The sequence below is a fragment of the Imtechella halotolerans genome, from assembly GCF_028743515.2.
Taxonomy (GTDB): domain Bacteria; phylum Bacteroidota; class Bacteroidia; order Flavobacteriales; family Flavobacteriaceae; genus Imtechella; species Imtechella halotolerans.
This window is the reverse complement of sequence record NZ_CP117969.2, coordinates 2,163,233-2,183,447: the sequence shown is the minus strand read 5'-3', so window position 1 is coordinate 2,183,447 and position 20,215 is coordinate 2,163,233. Positions and strand designations below refer to the sequence as shown.

Here is a 20,215-nt window from a genome sequence, read left to right as displayed (position 1 = left end):
TTATAGCCGTACTACATTTAAATCATCACATTTTTTTATGAATCGAAAAAATTATTCGCGTGGCGGAAACCCTTCGGGGCGAGAAGGAGGGAAAAATCGTAAGGAGAGTTTTTCTAGAGGAAATGCTCCAATACGCAATCAGCATGGAAAGTCAGAGAATGACAATTCCCAAGGGAAGCCATATGGAAAAAAATCAGGATTTAAAGATGAATCAGCCAAAAGGGAAGGGCATATACAACAACGAAAAGAAAGGAAAGCACAGGTAGAAGCTTCAAAGAAGAAAGATGAAATTCGCTTAAATAAATACATTGCAAATTCGGGTATGTGTTCTAGGCGTGATGCCGACATTTATATTGCGTCAGGGAATGTAATGGTAAATGGCGCTGTTATTACAGAACTTGGCTATAAAGTGAAGATAAATGATGAGGTACGTTTTGATGGTAGGTTAATAAAACCTGAAAAGCTAGCCTATGTTTTATTGAATAAGCCTAAAGGATTTATTACTACAACTAACGATGATAAAGGAAGGCGTACTGTAATGGAGTTAGTTGCTAATGCCTCTAAATCACGGTTACTTCCAGTTGGAAGATTAGATAGGGCTACCACAGGATTGTTGCTTTTTACAAATGATGGTGATCTCGCAAAAAAATTAACTCATCCAACGCATGGAGTTCGAAAACTGTATCATGTTGAACTTGATAAAAATTTGGCTTATGAGGATCTTAAGAAAATAGAAACAGGGTTAACTTTAGAAGATGGTCCAGTAAAAGTAGATGAGGTGAGTTATATTGATGATGCTCCTAAAAGAGAGGTTGGAATTATGATTCACAGTGGTAAAAACCGTATCGTCCGTCGTATTTTTGAGCATTTAGGATATGAGGTGGTTAAGTTGGATAGAGTTGTGTTTGCTGGTCTTACCAAAAAGGATTTACCTAGAGGGCATTGGCGTTATTTGAGCCAACAGGAAATTATCAACTTGAAGAACATGAAATAAAGTTTTATTTGGCCTCCAATCTATGGGGGCTTTTTTTATAGAAAATTTCCCAAATGAATACACCATAAACAATACCATATTCAAGAGCAAGAATAAGTGTTGATTCTTTGAAATCTGGTTGACTATAAGTATAATAACTTAGCGTAATTAAAGCACTCCAAATAAAAGGGTATGTATAGTTACTAAAAATCCCTATCCCTACAAGAGTTGCAATATACCAAGGATGAACTGTTGTGGATAAAAAGAAATAGGAGGTAAGTAGCAGTAGTGCTGTATTTATCCATTGCGCAATGTTTTTTGGTTTTTTATAAAAGGTAATGACTAATAGTGTTATACAAATTATTAGAGGAGAAAATTTGCCTATAATGCGAATTGGGTTGTATCCTAAATGTAATTTGCCTATCCATTTCACTATGTTGTAAATGCTGCCATTAAATTCAAAATGTGTAAACCATAAAGCAATTGTCTGCTTGTAATTGGTTACGAAATTGATGTCACTAAATATTATAAAGAAAGGCAATGCCGTTAAAATGCAAACGCAAATATATGTTAGAAGACGTTTTGAGTATTTCCATTCAATACTAAATTTTCCATCTTTATTTTGAAGGAAAAATGGAATAAATAAGGGAAGTAGTAATAATGGAAGTAATTTTATACCAATTGAAATAGTTATTGCAATAGCGGAAAAAGTGTACTTCTTTAGAATAAGAAAGTAGATTGACCATATCATAAATAAAAGCATAATGCCCTCGAAGTGGAGATTTCCAGTAAGTTCTATTAAAATTAGTGGATTAAGGAAGTATAGGTATATTGAACGTTTAGGTAATGAGAAATAAGAAAGTAATTTTCTTCCCAAATAAAATAGGCCGAGATCAGCCAAAATAATTATTATCCTTAGAATTAGGACACTTCCAAGAATACTTTTTGAAGAAAATATTGTTGTAATAAAGAAAAATAATTGATTGACGGGAGGGTAGTTAGAATAGTTTTTTGCACTTAGAGATCCCATTTCCTGGAATAATTCTTTTGCTTGTGGAATTGAAAAATCACCTAGAGACATTAGGTAGTTGGGAGTAAAAAGATATGGGTTAATTCCCTGAGAAATGAGTCTTCCGTCCCATATAAAACGATAGAAATCCTGGGAAAGATTGGGTAATGAAAATAGAAAAATTAGTCGTGACAGCACTCCTATTATTAAAAGATACTCTTCGCGTTGGCACAATAAGTTTAAAAATATAAAGAATAGTGAAGTATATAGACTAATTAGTTTTACGAAGTCTGTGCGATCAAGATGATAACTAAAATGAAAGTATAATACTAATGTTGTTACTCCTAGCAGGAGGGCTGAAATGTTTGATTGCCTTGACAAAAGCATAGAATAGTTCATTTGCTGGATTTATCAAATATACTAAAATAAAAAAGCGCGAATCTGAGAGAAACGCGCTTTGATTTTATACGGAAAAAGTTATGCCTTAGAGGTGATAGATTTAAAGAAAACAAATCCGAATCCTATGAATAGCATAAAATGGAATGGGAATAAACCAAAGTCATTAAGTGGAATAGCACTATACATCCCAAATAGAAAATATAACATTAGAGCGAATTCCAAAATCATGTTTGGGGATAGTTTTTTAGCAAGGTATTTATTTCCTTTCCAGCTGTCCTTTATATTGCTAATATTGAATTTTGGAGTACGTACAAATTCACTTTTTTTGCCACTATGCCCTTCCAATACAGCAATAGTGTTGTGAAGAGAAAATCCTAAAGCTACAGAGAAAAAGGAGAAAAATAATTTAATGTAATCAATGAAATTGTCAAATCCTTTTCCTTGTATATTTTTATAGGTGTACCAGTAACAAATGAACAAGATAATAGTACTTACAATAAAGAAACTAGTTACTTCATACACCCATGAAAGGTGTCCATAAGTGTTTTTTATATACAACATTGGTATACTAAGAACGGCAACTGTAAAAACAAATAAGAACATTGAGCTATTAAGCAAATGCATAACTCCATGAAATTTAGTTTTAAAGGGAATGTTTTTTGCTTTTAAAACACGACTTACTGATTTTCTAAAATTTTCAGCACCCCCCTTATTCCAGCGGAATTGTTGAGAGCGTGCTGCTGATATTACTACAGGTAATTCAGCAGGAGTTTCAACGTCTTCTAAATACTTGAATTTCCAATTTTTTAACTGGGCACGGTAGCTAAGATCTAGGTCTTCTGTTAGTGTATCACCTTCCCAGTTACCTGCATCGTAAATACATTGTTTGCGCCAAATACCTGCAGTGCCATTGAAATTAATAAAATGTCCTTTAGCATTACGCCCCACTTGTTCTAATGTAAAATGGGCATCCAAAGCAAATGCTTGAATTTTAGTAAGTAGCGAATAATCGCGGTTAATGTGACCCCAACGAGTTTGAACAACACCAATTTCAGGATCTTTAAAATAGATTACAGTTTTCTTTAACCAGTCTGATTCCGGTAGAAAATCAGCATCAAAAATGGCTATGAACTCACCTTTGGCAACCTCAAGTCCTTCTTTTAGAGCACCTGCCTTAAATCCTTGACGGTTGGTACGACGTATGTGTTGAATGTCTATACCTTTTTCTTGAAGTTCTTTGACTAATCGAGCAGTTTCTATTACTGATTCGTCCGTTGAATCATCCAGTACTTGAATTTCTAATTTATTGCTGGGGTATTCCATTTTGGAAATATTTTCCAACAATCGAGGAACAACATATTCCTCATTGTAAATTGGTAACTGGATAGTTACATAAGGGATCTCTCTGGAGTCCAGAAGATTAAATTTTGGTGCATCATGATTTCTTTTTTTATAACCTAAATAGTTGATTAATAGATTCAACATGGATAGCGCATAAAAGAAAATGAGCAATAGTGAGATGCTATAAATAGCAATAATAATGTAAGCGAGAGTTAAATTCATTTGCTTAGCGAGTGTTTAAAAATCCAACCGAGTATTTTCGTGGCTGCAAATATAGTACCTTTTACGGTTCCTGATACTTTTGATACGCCAATTCTTTTTTTATATCTCACAGGTATCTCAGTGTATGAGACCTTGTTTCTCAGAGCTTTAAGTTGCATTTCTATTGTCCACCCATAGGTTTTGTCGGTCATGGCAAAGGATTTCAAGGTTTTATACTGAATTGCTCTGAAGGGGCCAAGGTCCGTAAAATGTGCTTTAAAAAACAATTTCATTAGGGTGGTAGCTAGCCAGTTTCCGAATACTTGTTGAGGTGTCATGGAGTGTTTTTCTCGCAATTTTTTAACGCGTGCTCCTACAACGAAATCTGCTTGCTTATTTAATATTGGTTCAATAAGTAACAAAAGGTCCTCGGGATAATCAGAATAGTCTCCATCCAAAAATACAACTATGTCTGTTTTTTCTGGAAGATCTTCCAAATAATCAAGCCCCTTCAAGCAGGCATAACCATATCCTTTTTTTGGTTGATATAATACGGTTGCTCCAGCCTTATGAGCTATACTAGGTGTTTCATCAGTGGAGCCATTGTTCACAACAATGATCTCATGAACAATTCCCGGAATTTCGGATACAACCTTGCCAATTGAACCGGCTTCGTTATAGGCCGGAATGATGACCTTAATTATTGGAGAGATCATTATTGATTATTTCGTTGGCGATATTCTTCTTGTTGAGCAGGTACTATGTATTTGTCAAAATACCAAGAAGACCATTTTTCAAGACTTAAAAAAATGCCTAAGCCGAGGACAAAAACAATAATTGTGACCAATAGTAGATTTTTTTGTTTACGTTTTGGGTCCATTGAGCATTGATTTTGTTTTTTGCGATACATAAAAATACCAACTATTCCAACTACTACGGCTAGACCACGTAATATCCATGTAATAGTTCCAGCTGAACCATCTTCATTGTAGAAAAAATTTGCAAATGAAATAGCATAAATTCCTCCCATTAGTCCAAACATAAATAGTACTGCTGGTGCTACACAGCATATAATTCCAGCAATACCAGCTGAAGCAGCCCATTTTAATCCCCATTTTATAAGGCTCGGTTCTTGAGATGTTTTTTTCGTAGTGCTCATGCTGTAAAGATACTTAATTTAAATTTTGTCCTTCGAGAGTGGGTATAGCTCTTGATTGATAAAATCCTCTGGAAAACTTTCATCTCCATCAAATCCCAATTCAATATCGCGTCCATCGTGTGGAATGTGGTGTGTTCCAAAAATATAATCCCATACGCTTAGAGAAATCCCAAAGTTGGCTCCATATCGGTTGTGAATTTGCTTGCTGTGATGCCAAATATGCATCTTGGGGTTATTAACTATATATTTTAATCGACCATAATCCCACCCTAGATTAGCATGATTTAGATGGCCAATTACTATTGCTATAAAATGTACAAAAATGACGTCTTCAGCTTTAAATCCACCTATGAGAGCCATAGGGATATATAGTATAGATTTATATACAATAGGCTCCACCCAATGGTACCGAAGGTGAGCAGCAAATCCCATTTGCTTTACTGAATGATGTACTTTGTGAAAGTTCCATAATAAGGGGATTTTATGTAGTAGTCGATGTGTATTCCATTGGACAAAGTCACTTACTAGGAAAAAAACAACTAGTCCTAGAGGTTTTGGTAAGTCATTTACTGAAAATAGTTGTAAACTTGAAATAGAGAAGCCTATAGAGTTCAAAATATCATTAAAAAATGCTGCTGCTGTATTAGAAAGAGCAATAAGAATTATAAGATTTAGTATGAAAAAATTAAAGAACATATAGAAGGTGTCCAGCCAAAAGTCTTTCCTGAAAATTGGTTGGTTTTTTCGCCAAGGAAAAAGTAATTCTAAGCCCCATACTATTATTGAGATGATGATAAGGCCATAGAAGAAATTTCCCCAATCAGGGAATAGGATTTCATTTTTTAAGTAGCGCCAATATCCACTGTATGATTTTAGTATAATAGTCCAGTAGTGCTCCATGTATTACAAGACTTCAATTAACTCCTTAAAAAGTGTAATCATTTTTGGTTCAGCCTTACTAGCAACGGCTATTATTTCTGTAACGCTTACTGGTTTTAGATTGTCAGGATCACATTCATCTGTAAGCACAGACACTGCAACTACAGGAAGCTTTAGGTGATTTGCAACAATAACTTCAGGTACTGTACTCATCCCAACAGCATCCGCACCTATGATTTTTAAAAATCGATATTCTGCACGGGTTTCTAATTGTGGTCCTACAACACTTGCATAAACGCCCTGATGAAGGGTAATATCATGCTTAGTTGCTAGGGATATTAGTGATGTACGCATTTGGGTGTCATAAGGGGTACTCATGTCAACAAAACGTTCACCAAAAGCGGCTACATTTTTAAATGCCAGTGGTGAGCCCCCTTGTAGGTTGATATGGTCATCAAGTAACATGAGGTCTCCCTTCCTATACGATGTATTAATGGCGCCGGCCGCATTTGATATTAACAATTTTTGAATTCCTAATCCGTGCATAACTCGTATAGGATAGGTGATGTCAGTAAAGTCATACCCCTCGTAAAGATGGAATCTTCCCTGCATAACAACTACTTTTTTCCCTTGCAATGTTCCATAAACAAGTTTTCCTTCATGAAACTCTACTGTTGCCAGTGGAAAATGTGGTATGTGATTATAATGTACTTCTGATTCAATTGTAATTTCATTGAGGAGTTGTCCAAGTCCAGTACCTAAAACAATGCCTACCTCTGGTGCAGTTATTCCTTTATGTTTTAGAAATTCGACAGATTCAATAATAGTTTCAGGGTTCATGAATAGTATTTTATAAAAACTGGATTATTAAGTATGTCCTCTATCGTGTCAATATCATTTTTAGGAGGAAGAATACTAGTTTTAAATGTTTTCAAATGTACCAAAGTATCTTTGAAAATAGAAGAAGTACCCCATTCTTTATTGTCAAAAATTCCTTTTGGTATTTCTTTCAAACCTAGCAAGTAATATCCACCGTCAATTGCTGGACCAATGACTACATCGCTATTATTTAATGTTGCGAATGCTTGTGATAATTCTTCGGTGGTTATATCGAAGAGGTCACTGCCAATAATTATAATGTTGTTGTAGCCTGCTGATTTCCCTTCTATAAAGGCATTCTTCATTCGTAGTCCTAAGTTTTCACCTTTTTGTTTCTTTTTAATAAATTGGTCACAAGGCCACACGTCCTCTTGAATTATTTCCTCGGAGTAAAAAACCCATTTATCAATTGGGAGTGGAGTAGAAATTTCGGCTGTGTGTTTAAGTAAAAAATTGTATAAATCAAGCGCGTTGTCATTGCCAATGGATTTGGCCAATCGAGTTTTGACTTTACCCCATTCAGCATTTCGAATAAAAATAATAAGTAATGGTTTAGTAAGCATGCTGTGTAAATATGCGGAAAATGAGTAATTTTAACTTCTGAAAAATTCAGAAAAGGAAGGTATCAATTTTGTCTATTAAGAGGGTACTATTTATAATTTTTTTATGATTTCATTTCAATAGCTCATGAAATCTCAAAGTGAAAACCGTATAGTGATAAAACTTAATGAACGCATCAAGGAACTTACATGCCTTTACGAGGTGTCTAGTATTGTTGCATTGCACGTCAATTCTCCAGAAGTGGCTTTGGAAATTATTGCCAAAAGAATCCCATCTGCTTGGCAGTATCCTCAAGATGCAACAGTAAGCTTAACTGTTGATGGCTTTCATTATGACAATTCCCCATTTGAGAAGACCATAAAACAGGAAGCTCCTATTGTGCTGGAAGGACATACAATCGGATATATTGCTATTCATTACCCAGCTTCCAGGTATGAGCAAGCTCATTTTTTACAAGAAGAAAAGATTTTATTAGCTCAAATTGCAAATGAAATAAGTATTGTAATCGAGCGTAAACGCAACAAGCAACGAGAAACAGAAATACAACGTAACCTTTCCCGTACTGACAGATTAACCATATTAGGAGAGATTACTGCAGGAATAGCCCACGAACTTAACACTCCACTTGGGAATATTTTAGGCTTTGCGGAGTTGATACAACAAAAAACAAATGATGGCCAAGTGGCACAAGATGCTCAGAAGATAATAAATTCAGCAATTTTTGCCCGTGAAGTTGTTAAAAAATTGATGTTTTTCTCTTGTGAAATGCCTCAACATATGCAGGTGGTAGATGTGAAACCCTTAGTCGAGAATGCATTAAAGTTAATGGGGCCGAATTTTCAAAAAGCGGAATTGGAAATACAGTTTGTTTGTTTAAAAGAGCAGGTATACGCTCAGTTGGATGGAATTCAATTAACTCAAGTGCTTTTTAATTTGCTTTCTAATGCTATTTATGCTTCAAAACCTAAAGGAGTAGTAACAGTTACTCTTGCTGAAGAAAAAAACGATTTAGTTCTTATGATTGCGGATGAAGGTACTGGAATACCAGAAGCAATTAGAAATCAAATTTTTGAGCCTTTTTTTACGACTAAACCTGTAGGTGAAGGGTCTGGTTTGGGGTTAAGTGTTGCTCATGGAATTATTAAGAGTCATAGAGGGAAACTTACTTGTGGGGCTAATTATCCTAAAGGGACTATCTTTACACTTACATTACCTTTGAAACAATGAAACCATATAAAGAAAGCATACTTATAGTAGATGATAGTTACGATTTATTGGAAGTGTTACAGCGCCAATTACAAGCAAACGGCTATCATACCTATCAAGCAAGTAATGTAGTAGATGCTATTGATGTACTCAAAGGGTCGCATGTAGATTTGTTGATAACTGACATGCAGATGCCTGGGATTCACGGATTGCAGTTGGTAAAGTATGCAGCGGAACATTTTCCTAAGATTCCTAGGTTGGTCATAACAGGTTTTCCTTCCGTTTCGGGAGCTATTGAGGCTGTTAAATCAGGAGCGGTGGATTATTTAGTGAAGCCATTTACACAAGGTGAGTTATTGCAAGCAGTAGATACGGTATTGCACACTAGACGAATTACTAAGCAAGCAAATCCCAAAATGTCTGGCACCGTTTCGAGTTATGCAGGAATCATCGGTGTTTCTGATGCATTTCAAAAGCTAATAGAAGTCATTGGGCGCGTAAAGGATAATAGAGCTACAGTACTTGTTCAAGGAGAAAGTGGGACTGGGAAGGAGTTAGTTGCTAGGGCTATTCATTATAGTGGTAGTTTTTCAAAAGCTCCATTTATTGCAGTAAATTGTGGTGCTATTCCAGAAAACTTACTTGAAAGTGAGCTTTTTGGGTTTTTGAAAGGGTCTTTTACAGGGGCTAATGAAACTAGAGCAGGTTTCTTTCAAGCAGCAGATGGGGGGACTATTTTTTTGGATGAAATAGGAAACGCTTCTTCAGCAGTACAATCTCGATTGCTAAGGGTGTTGCAAGAAAAGGAAATTACGATGATAGGTGCAGTACGTCCTCAAAAAATTAATGTGAGAGTGATTGCAGCTACTAATGTGGATCTTTATGGGATGGTTCAAAATGGGACTTTCAGAGAAGATTTGTATTATAGATTAAATGTAGTTAATCTAAGGATACCTCCACTAAGAGAGCGTATGGAGGACATCCCAATTTTAGCTCGCGCATTTATACAAAAATTTTCTCGTGAGTTTCAAAGAGATGGAATTACCATAACAGAAAAAGCAATGGAGCTGTTAATGCGTCATAGTTGGCCTGGCAATATACGGGAATTGGAAAATGTGATCCAAAGGGCAATTATCATGTGTGATGGGGAAATTTCTATAGAGGTGCTTCCCGATTTTTTAAAGTATCAAATATCTAATGAAACTGAAAACAGTCAAGAGCTTCTTTCTTTGCAAGAGGTTGAACGGAACCACATTATGAGGGTTCTTAGAGCGGTTGGTAATAATAAAACTAAAGCGGCGGAAATTCTTCAAATTGACCGTAAAACACTACGTCAAAAAATTCAATAACCAACAGATTCTATTTGGTTATTTTTTACCCAAATGGGGAAAAAATACCCGACAACTTTCTTTCTTTTTGTCTTTAATTTGGATATATATTATTGATTTTCAATCTTTTTATTTCTTTTTAGATTGGTTTATTGGTCTTTGGCATAAGAGTTGCCTATAGGGGAAAGAAACCGAAAAATCATGGTTGTAGTATCCGAAGGCATTTGTACTTCTTGCTTGTATCAAAATCATTGTAGTTTCAATCCTCGAAATGAGGTGTTGTGGCAATGTAATGAGTATGAGTTGGCCAATAGGCCTACACTACAAGTGTCTCTCGATGGGAATGAGAATCCGGTTCCTGTAGCTTCAAAGCGAAAAGGATTATGTGAGAATTGTTTAATCGAATCAATGTGTACGTGGCATCATGATGAAGCGGTTATTTTCCATTGTGAACATTATCAATAAAAAAGGAAGAAAAATGGTAACAAAAGAAAAGCCGAAAACGGGCATGTACGAGAATGTACAGAATCAGTTTAACAAAGCGGCCGATTTAATGAAATTAAATCCCAATGTCCGCAAAATTTTATCTATCACCAATACTGAGATTGTGGTAAACTTTCCGGTAAAAATGGACAATGGTGAGGTAGAAGTTTTTAAAGGGTACCGTGTTCAACACAACAATGCTCTTGGTCCATACAAAGGAGGGTTGCGTTTTCACCCTACAGTAGATATTGATTCTGCTAGAGCGTTAGCTACTTGGATGACTTGGAAAACCTCTTTAGCAGGTCTTCCTTATGGAGGAGGAAAAGGAGGAGTAGAAATTGATCCTTCAAAGTACTCTCAAGCAGAACTTGAGCGTATTACTCGTCGTTTCACGTATGCTTTAGGTGATAATATCGGTCCTGAACATGATATTCCGGCTCCTGATGTTAATACTAATGCTCAAATGATGGCATGGATTGCAGATACTTATATGTCTACAAAGGGGCCACTAGAGCGTTCTAAAAATCAACACGTAGTAACAGGTAAGCCAGTTGGTTCAGGTGGACTTGAGGGACGTGACCGTGCTACTGGTTTTGGAGTTGTTGTAAATATCAAGGCTTGGGCTGAACGTAACGGAGTTTCACTAAAAGGAAAAACTTTTATTGTTCAAGGTTTTGGTAATGTAGGTTATTGGGCTTCTTACTTTATGCAAGAAGAAGGTGCTATTTTAGTTGGTGTACAAGATGCAAAAGCAACTTATTACAACGCTGATGGAATGGACGTAGCTACATTGTATAATCATACAAAATTGCATGGCGGATTCTTGAAAGGATATGAGCATGCACAAGAAATAGATCCAAAGGAATTCTTCGGAATTGAATGTGATATCTGTATTCCTGCAGCATTGGGTAACCAAATTACAGAAGAAAATGCTGGAATGATAAAGGCATCTGTAATTGCTGAGGGAGCTAATGGTCCAATTGATACAGCAGGAGAGGAAATTCTTTTAGACAAAGGAGTACATATCATTCCTGATATTTTATGTAATGCAGGTGGGGTAATTGGTAGTTACTTTGAATGGTTGCAAAACCGAAATGGAGAACTATGGAGTCTTGATGAGGTTATGGAAAAGCTTGAGAAGAAACTTCGTGAAGCTCACCAAAAAGTACACATGACTGCTGAAACATATAAGACAGATTGGCGTACAGCTGCATACATTCAAGCAATTAGCCGTATTGAAATGGCATACTTGCAAAGAGGAATTTTTCCATAAGATTTTTTCTTCCACCCTAGAGGCTGTCGCAACAAGTCATAGTGGTTCTTAAAGCGGCAGTCTCTTTTTTTAAATTTAATACATCATGAAGTACGGAAATCTTATTATAGAAGAAAAGGAATATACTTATTTAAAAACTTTACTGGATAAGGTAGGTTTTCAAAATGAATTACAACGAAATATTTTCACCAGACTTAAGGAAGAATTGACACAGGCAGAAGTTAAATCTGAAATTGAAATGCCTAATGACGTTGTACGTTTCAACAGTATTGTTGATATTAATACTCCATATGGAGTTAAACATGGCTATGAATTGGTTAAACCTGAAGATGGCAATGTACATTTAAAACGTCTTTCAATCTTAACTCCTATGGGATCCGCCCTTATTGGTTACGCTAAAGGCGATGAAATTGTGTGGCAATTTCCCGATGGTGAAAAATCTGTGACCATTGTTAATGTAGTACGTTATGATGATCATTAATAAGATTCCATAATCATAGTCTTATGATTGTGTTGTTTTGTGATAGAATCCCCGAATGAGTTAGGCATTTGGGGATTTCTTTTTTTATGAGAAAAATGATGTCTGAATTAATAATTCTTGATGTTAGATCTACGATTTCTAAAATAAGCTATAAATGCAATTATTACCATAAATGCTGCCAGGAAATATACAAATTTAGGAATAGGAAGTGGATCACCTGCAGCATAGCTATGTAGTCCTGATAAATAATAGTTTACTCCAAAGGACGTCATTATAATAGACCAAAAAGCAAACATACTTACCATATTTAGGATATACTTATTATTTAATGCAGGTATAAATCGAAGGTGAAGTACTATAGCATAAATTATAATACTAATTAGTGCCCAGGTTTCTTTTGGGTCCCACGCCCAATAACGGCCCCAACTTTCATTCGCCCAAACACCCCCTAGAAAGGTTCCAATTGCAAGTATAAATAAACCAATAGTCATAGAAAGCTCATTAATATAGGTGAGTTCTTTAATCCTTATATCAATTGCATTTTTGGTAGTTGAGGTTTTGAAAATCATTAGAATTAAAGCCATTAATCCTAATACAGCAGATAGTGCTAAAGGAGCATAACTACTAACAATTGTTGCTACGTGAATTTTTAGCCAATATGATTTTAATACCGGCATTAGACTTGTTATCTCAGGATTTAGCCAGTCTAAATAACTTACAAATAGTAAAGCTCCAGTAAAAAGCGTTGCCAGTGGTAATGCAAAATCTGATTTTTTAAAGGTAAGTAGTCCACTTAGTAATAAACACCATGCAACGAAAACAAGCATTTCATAGCCATTACTCCATGGTGCATGCCCCGCAATATACCAGCGAAGAAGAATGTTTCCTGTAAAAAATAGGAATCCAATTAAAGCTAGAATTATAAAGGAATTCCATAACCAATTGATAATTTTTGATTGAACAAAAATTCGAAATATGGCTAAGATTAATAGAATGGCTCCAATGGTAAAATAAATCTGGAACATCCAGAAGTTCAGATTCATTTTGTTATACCATAATTCAGCATTAATTTGTTTTTCAGAAGGAATAATGTCTTTACCTAGTACGTCTTGATAAGTTTTTATATAAGACAATTTTTCCGTTGCTCCATTAAGGTTGTCAGTGACCAGATCATTAAAGTAAGATGGGAGAATATTCTTTACAAATGCTGCATCCTCTGCAGGGAAGTCATTAAAATGATGATTTGGTGCAAACCATGTATTGTTGGTGTCATTTTTATTAGGGAATATTTTTAAATAACCCCTAGATAATACATTATAAAGAATATTAAAGCGTTCATCTACTTTAAGGATCTCTTTGTCAGATTCAGAACGTTCAGCGGGTTTTTTCACATTAGCTAGTTCCGCCGCTTCCGCTAATAGATATTCGCCTTGTGGACCCAGAAGCGATTGAAAGGATACAAGCCCAGAAGCATTGGTTTTGAGATCTTTAAAAACATCTCCTCCTTTTTTTCTATCTATTTTAATAACTGGGATTTGTTGCCAATCATTTGGAAACATATGCATTGCAAGGAATGCCTGGTCCGCTGATAAATTTAAATTGTCACTTTTATAATATGGTTTACCAGAAAGTTTTCGTAAAAACTCGGAGGCTAGGGTGTTAATAGGTTTAATTCGACCATCTAGATCTTGTACAAGAAGTCGACCAAATAATTCGGATTGATGTTTGTTAATGGATTGCCTTTTGAAAATGTCATCATTTGTATCCCTATCGAATGCTGCTAAGTAAGTAGTACTGAAAAGTGTTATTATTAGTAAGGTGAGTTGACCTTTTTTTAATCTTCGTAGCTTTTGATTGATTTGCCAAAATCTTGAATGTTTTCCAAATAAAGAAAAAAGCATCCCTATTCCCATCAATAAATATCCGAAATAGGTGATTAGTGTTCCTGGGCGATCTTTGTTTACGGCGAGTACCGTGCCTAATTCGTCGGTGTCATAGCTGGCTTGATAGAATCTGTACCCTTTGTAATCTAGAACATTGTTCATAAAAATTCGATAAGGAAACTCCTCTTTTTGGTCTAAAACAGTTACTTCACTTGCATAGGAGGAAGGGCTAGTAGAGCCAGGATATCTCTCCAATTGGAAGTCATTTAGGCGTACCTCGAACGGAAGAGAAATTTCTTCAGAACCATAAGATAATGTGACTGAAACGTCGTCAAAAGTAGTTTGATGGTGTGTTGGTAGGAAACCTTCTCTATAAAGTAGCGATACCGTTTTTTTTTCGTCTTCCTTTTGTACAGTTACTACCAATGCGTCATCCTTTGAGCTGTCATTATCTTTTGGTTTTTCAGATGTACTCACCAATTCAAAATCTCCCTTTGGATGGTATGAAATTGGGACAAAAGAAAAGTCATGGGCACGATATAAGGATCTCAATTGCAGGGGTTGTAGACTATCTTTTTTGAATGTTCCAGCCTCCTGAGTGCTCATTACAAATGAACTAAGATCTTCCGTGCTTTGTAGATAAATTGTGTTGTCTTGCAGTTTAAAATGAATCATTACTGGCTCTTCAACATTAAAACCAATACTATGGTTGTGTGAACCTATTGTTTCAGTTTCTCCCTGACGTAAAACAATGGTTTCTCTACCTGAATCTTCGCTTGCGATTACAAGTTCCAAAAGAGGTTGGCCCTTTTCTGATTCAATAATTTGTGGTTGAGCATCTGCTACAAATTTGTCCAAACTTATAGTATAGGTCTGACCTTTATAGTCTGTCTGAATTGTGAATTCATTTTCTGATAAAGGAGAAAAATCTAGTTGTTTTTTTAATACAGCTACGTTATCACCATCACTAATGTGTACCTGGAAGTAATTGGTGTTGGATATAATGGTTGAAGAACTTTCTCCTTCGCGGATACGCATAACTCCGGATTCAGAAATATATCGAGTAACCCCAGCACCAATTATGACTAAAATAAATGATAAATGAAAAAGTAAAATAGGCCATTTTTGTTTTCGCCATAATTTGTATTTGGAAATATTGAACACAAAACTGACGCATAACCCGAGCATTACTAGTTCAAACCACAAGGCATTATAAATAAGCTGCCAGGCGGTAGCCGTGCCAAAATCATTTTCAATGAATGTGGCTGTTGCCATGGCAATAGCAAATACTACCAGTAATATAAGTGCTAATTTGGAGGAAGATAAAATTCGATATAATGATGTCATAAGGTCAAAATAAACCCGTGATTACTATAGAGCAAGCCACGGGTTGGGTTTTAGATGGTATAATTAATTTACTTTCGCAATGTCCATTTTCGCTTCACGTTCTTTTGCTGCTTTTAACCATTGAGGCAGCACATTTTGTTTAAATTCCTTTTTTTCTCTACGTAGTTTTTCCATGTCAAGACCAATAAATTTTTGGGCCTTTTCTTTAGTAGATAAGTCTGGCATTTCAACTGGTTTATTGTGGCCTAATTCTGCCAACATTCGGGCTAGTTTTACACGGGCTTCTTGAGCAATTACTAAACCACTAGCGACAACTCTGGCCGATTCTACAGGGGAATGGAATGATCCGCCATGGGAGGCGGCAGCATAATCCCATCTCCATTGAGCATGTCGTATGTCAGTTAATATAGCCTTCATTTGTTCTGTTGTGGCTCCTAATTCCCAGCATTTTCCAGCTTCTATATGTGCCTTAACCAAAAGATCTTCTAATTTAAGTCTGCTTTCATTGAATTTTTGCTGTCGTTCATAAACATTAGCAACTAGTTTAGTTGTTTCTTCTCTATGGCAAACTTGACAAGCATTAGCAGTATTGTTTAGGGGGGACTGTATATGATGATCCGTATATTTTTGACCTCCCTCACTTTTATATGGCATATGACAATCGGCGCAAGATACCCCTCTGTCAGCATGAACTCCGGTCATAAAAACTTCGTAACCTGGATGTTGTGCTTTTAACATAGGAGCTTTACTGATATCATGAGTCCAGTCTTGAAAATCAATATCATCATAATATTGCTCCATATTTTCCGCAGAGAATCCATTTTTCCAAGGAAATACTAAATAAGGTACTCCTTCTTTTCCAGGTAGGTTTTTGTTAAAATAGTACTCCACATGACATTGTGCACATACTAATGAACGCATTTCTTGGTGGGTAGCTTTGGTAATGTCTTTCCCCATACTTTCAAAGGCTTCAACTAGTGCTGGGCGGGTAATTTGTAATTTCATGGTTTTAGAATCATGGCAATCCGCACACCCAATAGGATTAACCACTTCATGACCTTTATCAGCCCATTTACCTGAATAGAATTCTGTAACTCCTATTTCATTCATTAACCTTGGGACATCGGGACTTTTACAAGTCCAACATGTTGAGGGCATAGGTCCATCTCCTTCTCCCTTGGGAGCTCCTGTTCTTAAAGTGTTATGAATATCCTCAATTGCATAATAGTGGCCTCTACCTTGACTATAATCTTTTGAAAAACCATAGCCCGCCCAAAGAACTACCAATCGAGGATCCTCCTCTAGGACATCACGCATGGCACCACCACCCTGGTAGGAACTAAATGTAGTATCGGAGGTTTGTAAATAGGATTGATATTCTTGTGGGTAATTTTTACCCCATACTTCATTTCTAGGCTCATTTTCACCTATATCAACCTGAGGCACATATTTGTACTTAGCCTCATTTTTTCGGTTTATTATACTAGAGGCTAATAGTCCAAGGAGGAATACTACCAGTATGGTTACAACAAAAAGGACTTTATTTTTCATATATATTATTTTTTGGTATTTTTTATTTCTTTGTCAAGCCAATCAGGTATGATGTTGGTTTCCTGATCTGTGGGTAATGGTGCTATATTATATCGTATGGTTGAATTACCGTGAATTCTTCCGTGAGGCACTTCACGGTGACAACTCCAACATGTTCTGTCTGTTCTATTTTCACTATGGGTTGATATCCATCCTTCATATTTTGTCTGTGTAACTTGTTGAACATGGCAACGCAAACAGTTTTCTTGAACTACTTTTTGAGATTCCTCGCGCATTTTGATTACTTCAGGTTCTGCTCGTAATGTAAATACGGAAGCATGGTATAGGCCATCTTTCGCTTTGAAATAGTAGGTATTTAAAATATTATCATGAGGTACATGACAATCGTTACATGAAGTCCATTCCCGGTGTGAACTATGCATCCAGCTATTGTAAACTGGTGTCATTACATGACAGTTAACACAAGCTTGTGGATCATCGGAAAGATAGGATACAACCTCAGCCTCTTTAGCCATAAAAAGCCCCATTCCCAATACTACCGCAATGAGAAATACTGCTGTTGTTCGCCATTTTGACTTTTTAGTAGGGAGTAAGTGTTGTATTTTGAACATTTTCTGTGTATTAGTATTAATCCTTTTTGGTGTTAAATAAAGAAGGATTTATAGAAAGTTGTGCCCACGCCCAATTATTGGTATTATCATGTGGTGCTCCTGCCTTTATTAAACTCATACTTTCTGAGGCGAACATATGTGAATAGCCTACATCAAGTTTAACATCTTTCAGAATCTTTTGTGTAAACACAAGATCAATCTCTGTACCTAAATAGGGATCAGCATCCAAAGCTAAATTTGCATTTGCAATAAAATAATGTGCCTTTATTAGTAGATTTGATCTGTCTGTAAATCCAATATTTACCCTGGCGTGCAGGTCATTAAGACCCACACTATATGCATGATTCCCCACATAAAAATAGTCCATATATCCATTGAATTTATGGTTGGTTCCATAAAGAGGAATAAAGGATTTGATTTTAGAGTCTCCATTTTGGTCAGTTCCACTAAGCATTTCCATTCCTAAGCCAAATAGTACATTATTAGTCTTATAGGAACCGTCTAAAGATATTTGGTAAGCTGAAATTTCGGAATTTTCTGTAAATTTTCCAAATTGGTAATAGCCGCTTGCTTCAAACTTGAGCATACCGATAGGGAAGGTTGTATATGCACCGGCGGTTTGTCTATAGGCTACTCCATTTGGGGAAGCGTAGTTATTGTTCGTGAATTTTTGAAATCCAGTATTTAAAAATAATATACTTAATCCTGCCTTGTCTATTTCCTGATGCAAATGAAAGTATTGCATGCTTTTGTATGAGAAGGCCCCTTGTGTTGTAAAAGCAGTGTTAAAATTAGCTGTTTTCTCTTGGTTGAAGGCTCCTCCGATGTCCAGAGCCAATTTGTTTTTTGCGTATTTTACTAAAAGAGCGTCATGAAAGCGACCTTGCATTGCCCAATCCAATCCACCTAAGATTCGTTGGTCATCATAAGAAAGGACTTGTCTACCTGCTTTAATTGACCAATTTTCATTAAGGAGAAGTTGCGCCCAAGCTTGAAAAAGAGAAAATGAGTCGTTTCCATCAGTTGGTAAAATTTGTGGAGTATCACCCCACGTACTGACATCTTGGACGCTCATAAATAATTTGAGTCGTTCGTTGTTGTATTGCAGGTTAAGCCTTGTTCGTTGATTAACGAAGGCGGCTGGATCAGCATCATCAGGGAATAGCGTACTAAATCCATGACGATATTCAAAACGGGATCTGACATCCGCAGTAAGAGAGAATTCACCTTGAGCCCATGTCTGTGAACATAACAAAAGGGTCATAAAAATGATAAATAAAGCTTTGAAAATTTTCATGATGGTTTTGATGCTTAGTTTGTACCAAAAATAAATTAAGACAATTTTATCCTTTATGATAATTGTCAGCCTTTTACTATTTTGTAAAGAAAATACATAGAAGGTATGTAAACTTTGATAAATAGAAATACATCATGTGTCGTTCAGCATTTTGAAGAACTAAAATAGGAATAATTTCCTAAATTATAATAGGAATATGCTGACTTTTATTCAGTTAAGTACTTTATCTCTGTGGTTTTAAAGTTATAGGAATGGTATTTATTAAATAACACTTCCTTGACAACTACTACCAGCTCCTGCCGTACAACCATAACAGTGTTGTGATGTTATGATGTTTCGTTTTGTAATTTGTTCAATATTAAATTCGGCAATATTTTGGCAGGTCGATGCTATTTTAAGGTCAAGCATTTGGTTAAAATCACAGTCATAAATATTCCCATCCCATCGTATAGATAGCGTGTTTTTACACATAATGTTGTTCAGGGTAATCGGATTAAATGCTTCCACTAGTTCTTGCATATAGTCTTCGTAGTTGTCTGATGCTATGAGGTATTCTAAAAATCTACTAATTGGAAGATTAGTAAGAGCAAATAGCTTATGAAAATGAATGTCAAAGTCCGCTAATAGTGCTTTTTTGAATTCGATCTCTAGTGCATTTTGAGAAGTGGGAAGAAAAGCTCCAGATGGGTTGTATACCAAATCTAATTGTAGATTGCTTTCTGGCATACCGTAACCTATTTCGTTAAGCCGTTTCAAGGCTTGAATAGATTTTTCAAATACACCTTCACCACGTTGTTGGTCTGTTTTTCCTCTTGTCCAATGCGGCATAGAGGATATAATATGAATGTTATGTTTTTTGAAAAACTCAGGAAGATCAAGGTATTTTTTATTAGCTCTTAGGATAGTTAGGTTTGAACGGACTATGATATCTCTAATGCCTAGTTGAGATACTTCTTCGATAAACCAACGAAAATGAGGATTCATTTCAGGTGCTCCTCCTGTAAGATCAATTGTATGTACTTTGGAGTTTTTCAGAATTGTAAGGCACTGGGATAAGGTTTCCTTAGACATTATCTCCTTCCGATCAGGTCCAGCGTCTACATGACAATGTGCGCATACTTGATTGCACATATACCCCATATTTATTTGTAATATTTCAAGGTCAATTGGTCTTAAAGGAAACGAATTAAATTTTTCGGCTTGCTGATTAAAAGTAGGCAAACCCTTAGGTCCAAAAAGTTCGTTATTATTTAATATTTCAAGCTGGGTTTTTGTATTTGCAAGAGAATTATGTCTTGCGAACAAGGATTTGGTTGCCATGTAAAAGTGAAAATAGTGACTGATTAAAGAATTG

Annotated in this window: 18 protein-coding genes; 6 read left to right on the top strand and 12 right to left on the bottom strand. The window is 35.9% G+C overall.

Annotated elements, in window-relative coordinates; genetic code table 11:
- Positions 1-37: 37 nt before the first annotated feature.
- A complete protein-coding gene (locus PT603_RS09830) occupies positions 38-994 on the top strand; it encodes a pseudouridine synthase (protein WP_008236937.1) in 957 nt (318 codons plus the stop codon).
- 4 nt (positions 995-998) lie between these two features.
- On the opposite strand, the gene PT603_RS09825 is transcribed toward PT603_RS09830, so the two are convergent.
- From PT603_RS09825 to PT603_RS09795, 7 genes are all read right to left on the bottom strand, one after another.
- On the bottom strand, positions 999-2,381 hold the full coding sequence (locus PT603_RS09825; protein ID WP_238531001.1) for an MptA/MptB family glycosyltransferase: 1,383 nt from the start codon (positions 2,379-2,381) through the stop codon (positions 999-1,001).
- A 78-nt stretch (positions 2,382-2,459) separates the two neighbouring features.
- The gene (locus PT603_RS09820; RefSeq protein ID WP_008236939.1) at positions 2,460-3,944 is read right to left on the bottom strand and encodes a cellulose synthase family protein; all 1,485 of its coding nucleotides are present in this window, start codon (positions 3,942-3,944) and stop codon (positions 2,460-2,462) included.
- On the bottom strand, positions 3,941-4,639 hold the full coding sequence (locus PT603_RS09815) for a glycosyltransferase family 2 protein (protein ID WP_008236940.1): 699 nt from the start codon (positions 4,637-4,639) through the stop codon (positions 3,941-3,943). The genes PT603_RS09820 and PT603_RS09815 overlap by 4 nt, the downstream gene beginning before the upstream one ends.
- A complete protein-coding gene (locus PT603_RS09810) occupies positions 4,639-5,082 on the bottom strand; it encodes a hypothetical protein (RefSeq protein ID WP_008236942.1) in 444 nt (147 codons plus the stop codon). The genes PT603_RS09815 and PT603_RS09810 overlap by 1 nt, the downstream gene beginning before the upstream one ends.
- 18 nt (positions 5,083-5,100) lie before the next feature.
- Positions 5,101-5,982 carry a sterol desaturase family protein gene (locus PT603_RS09805; protein WP_008236944.1) on the bottom strand — a complete coding sequence of 294 codons (882 nt, stop codon included), beginning with the start codon at positions 5,980-5,982 and terminating at the stop codon, positions 5,101-5,103.
- Positions 5,983-5,985: 3 nt separating this feature from the next.
- Positions 5,986-6,801 carry a purine-nucleoside phosphorylase gene (locus tag PT603_RS09800; protein WP_008236945.1) on the bottom strand — a complete coding sequence of 272 codons (816 nt, stop codon included), beginning with the start codon at positions 6,799-6,801 and terminating at the stop codon, positions 5,986-5,988.
- Positions 6,798-7,403: a TIGR04282 family arsenosugar biosynthesis glycosyltransferase gene (locus tag PT603_RS09795; RefSeq protein ID WP_008236947.1), complete on the bottom strand. Its 606-nt coding sequence runs from the start codon at positions 7,401-7,403 to the stop codon at positions 6,798-6,800. Before PT603_RS09795 ends, PT603_RS09800 begins: the two co-directional genes overlap by 4 nt.
- A gap of 124 nt (positions 7,404-7,527) precedes the next feature.
- On the opposite strand from PT603_RS09795, the gene PT603_RS09790 reads away from it, so the two are divergent.
- The 5 genes from PT603_RS09790 (at position 7,528) to PT603_RS09770 (ending at position 12,172) form a co-directional block, all read left to right on the top strand.
- A complete protein-coding gene (locus PT603_RS09790; protein ID WP_008236959.1) occupies positions 7,528-8,628 on the top strand; it encodes a sensor histidine kinase in 1,101 nt (366 codons plus the stop codon).
- The gene (locus tag PT603_RS09785; RefSeq protein ID WP_008236960.1) at positions 8,625-9,956 is read left to right on the top strand and encodes a sigma-54-dependent transcriptional regulator; all 1,332 of its coding nucleotides are present in this window, start codon (positions 8,625-8,627) and stop codon (positions 9,954-9,956) included. Before PT603_RS09790 ends, PT603_RS09785 begins: the two co-directional genes overlap by 4 nt.
- Positions 9,957-10,136: 180 nt before the next feature.
- Positions 10,137-10,400 carry a hypothetical protein gene (locus PT603_RS09780; RefSeq protein WP_155805495.1) on the top strand — a complete coding sequence of 88 codons (264 nt, stop codon included), beginning with the start codon at positions 10,137-10,139 and terminating at the stop codon, positions 10,398-10,400.
- A 13-nt stretch (positions 10,401-10,413) separates the two neighbouring features.
- Positions 10,414-11,691 carry a Glu/Leu/Phe/Val family dehydrogenase gene (locus PT603_RS09775; protein WP_274238211.1) on the top strand — a complete coding sequence of 426 codons (1,278 nt, stop codon included), beginning with the start codon at positions 10,414-10,416 and terminating at the stop codon, positions 11,689-11,691.
- Between the two features lie 85 nt (positions 11,692-11,776).
- The gene (locus PT603_RS09770; RefSeq protein ID WP_008236966.1) at positions 11,777-12,172 is read left to right on the top strand and encodes a GreA/GreB family elongation factor; all 396 of its coding nucleotides are present in this window, start codon (positions 11,777-11,779) and stop codon (positions 12,170-12,172) included.
- A 107-nt stretch (positions 12,173-12,279) separates the two neighbouring features.
- On the opposite strand, the gene ccsA is transcribed toward PT603_RS09770, so the two are convergent.
- The 5 genes from ccsA to arsS form a co-directional block, all read right to left on the bottom strand.
- Positions 12,280-15,402: a cytochrome c biogenesis protein CcsA gene (gene ccsA / locus PT603_RS09765; RefSeq protein WP_008236968.1), complete on the bottom strand. Its 3,123-nt coding sequence runs from the start codon at positions 15,400-15,402 to the stop codon at positions 12,280-12,282.
- 63 nt (positions 15,403-15,465) lie between these two features.
- Complete coding sequence (gene nrfA / locus PT603_RS09760; RefSeq protein WP_008236970.1) at positions 15,466-16,953, bottom strand: ammonia-forming cytochrome c nitrite reductase; 1,488 nt, start codon at positions 16,951-16,953, stop codon at positions 15,466-15,468.
- 5 nt (positions 16,954-16,958) lie between these two features.
- Positions 16,959-17,564, bottom strand: a complete 606-nt coding sequence (gene nrfH / locus PT603_RS09755) for a cytochrome c nitrite reductase small subunit (protein ID WP_008236972.1) — start codon at positions 17,562-17,564, stop codon at positions 16,959-16,961.
- 16 nt (positions 17,565-17,580) lie between these two features.
- Positions 17,581-18,861, bottom strand: coding sequence for an alginate export family protein (locus PT603_RS09750; protein ID WP_008236974.1), 1,281 nt, complete (start codon positions 18,859-18,861; stop codon positions 17,581-17,583).
- Positions 18,862-19,122: 261 nt separating this feature from the next.
- On the bottom strand, positions 19,123-20,181 hold the full coding sequence (gene arsS / locus PT603_RS09745; RefSeq protein WP_008236976.1) for an arsenosugar biosynthesis radical SAM (seleno)protein ArsS: 1,059 nt from the start codon (positions 20,179-20,181) through the stop codon (positions 19,123-19,125).
- Positions 20,182-20,215 lie beyond the last annotated feature (34 nt).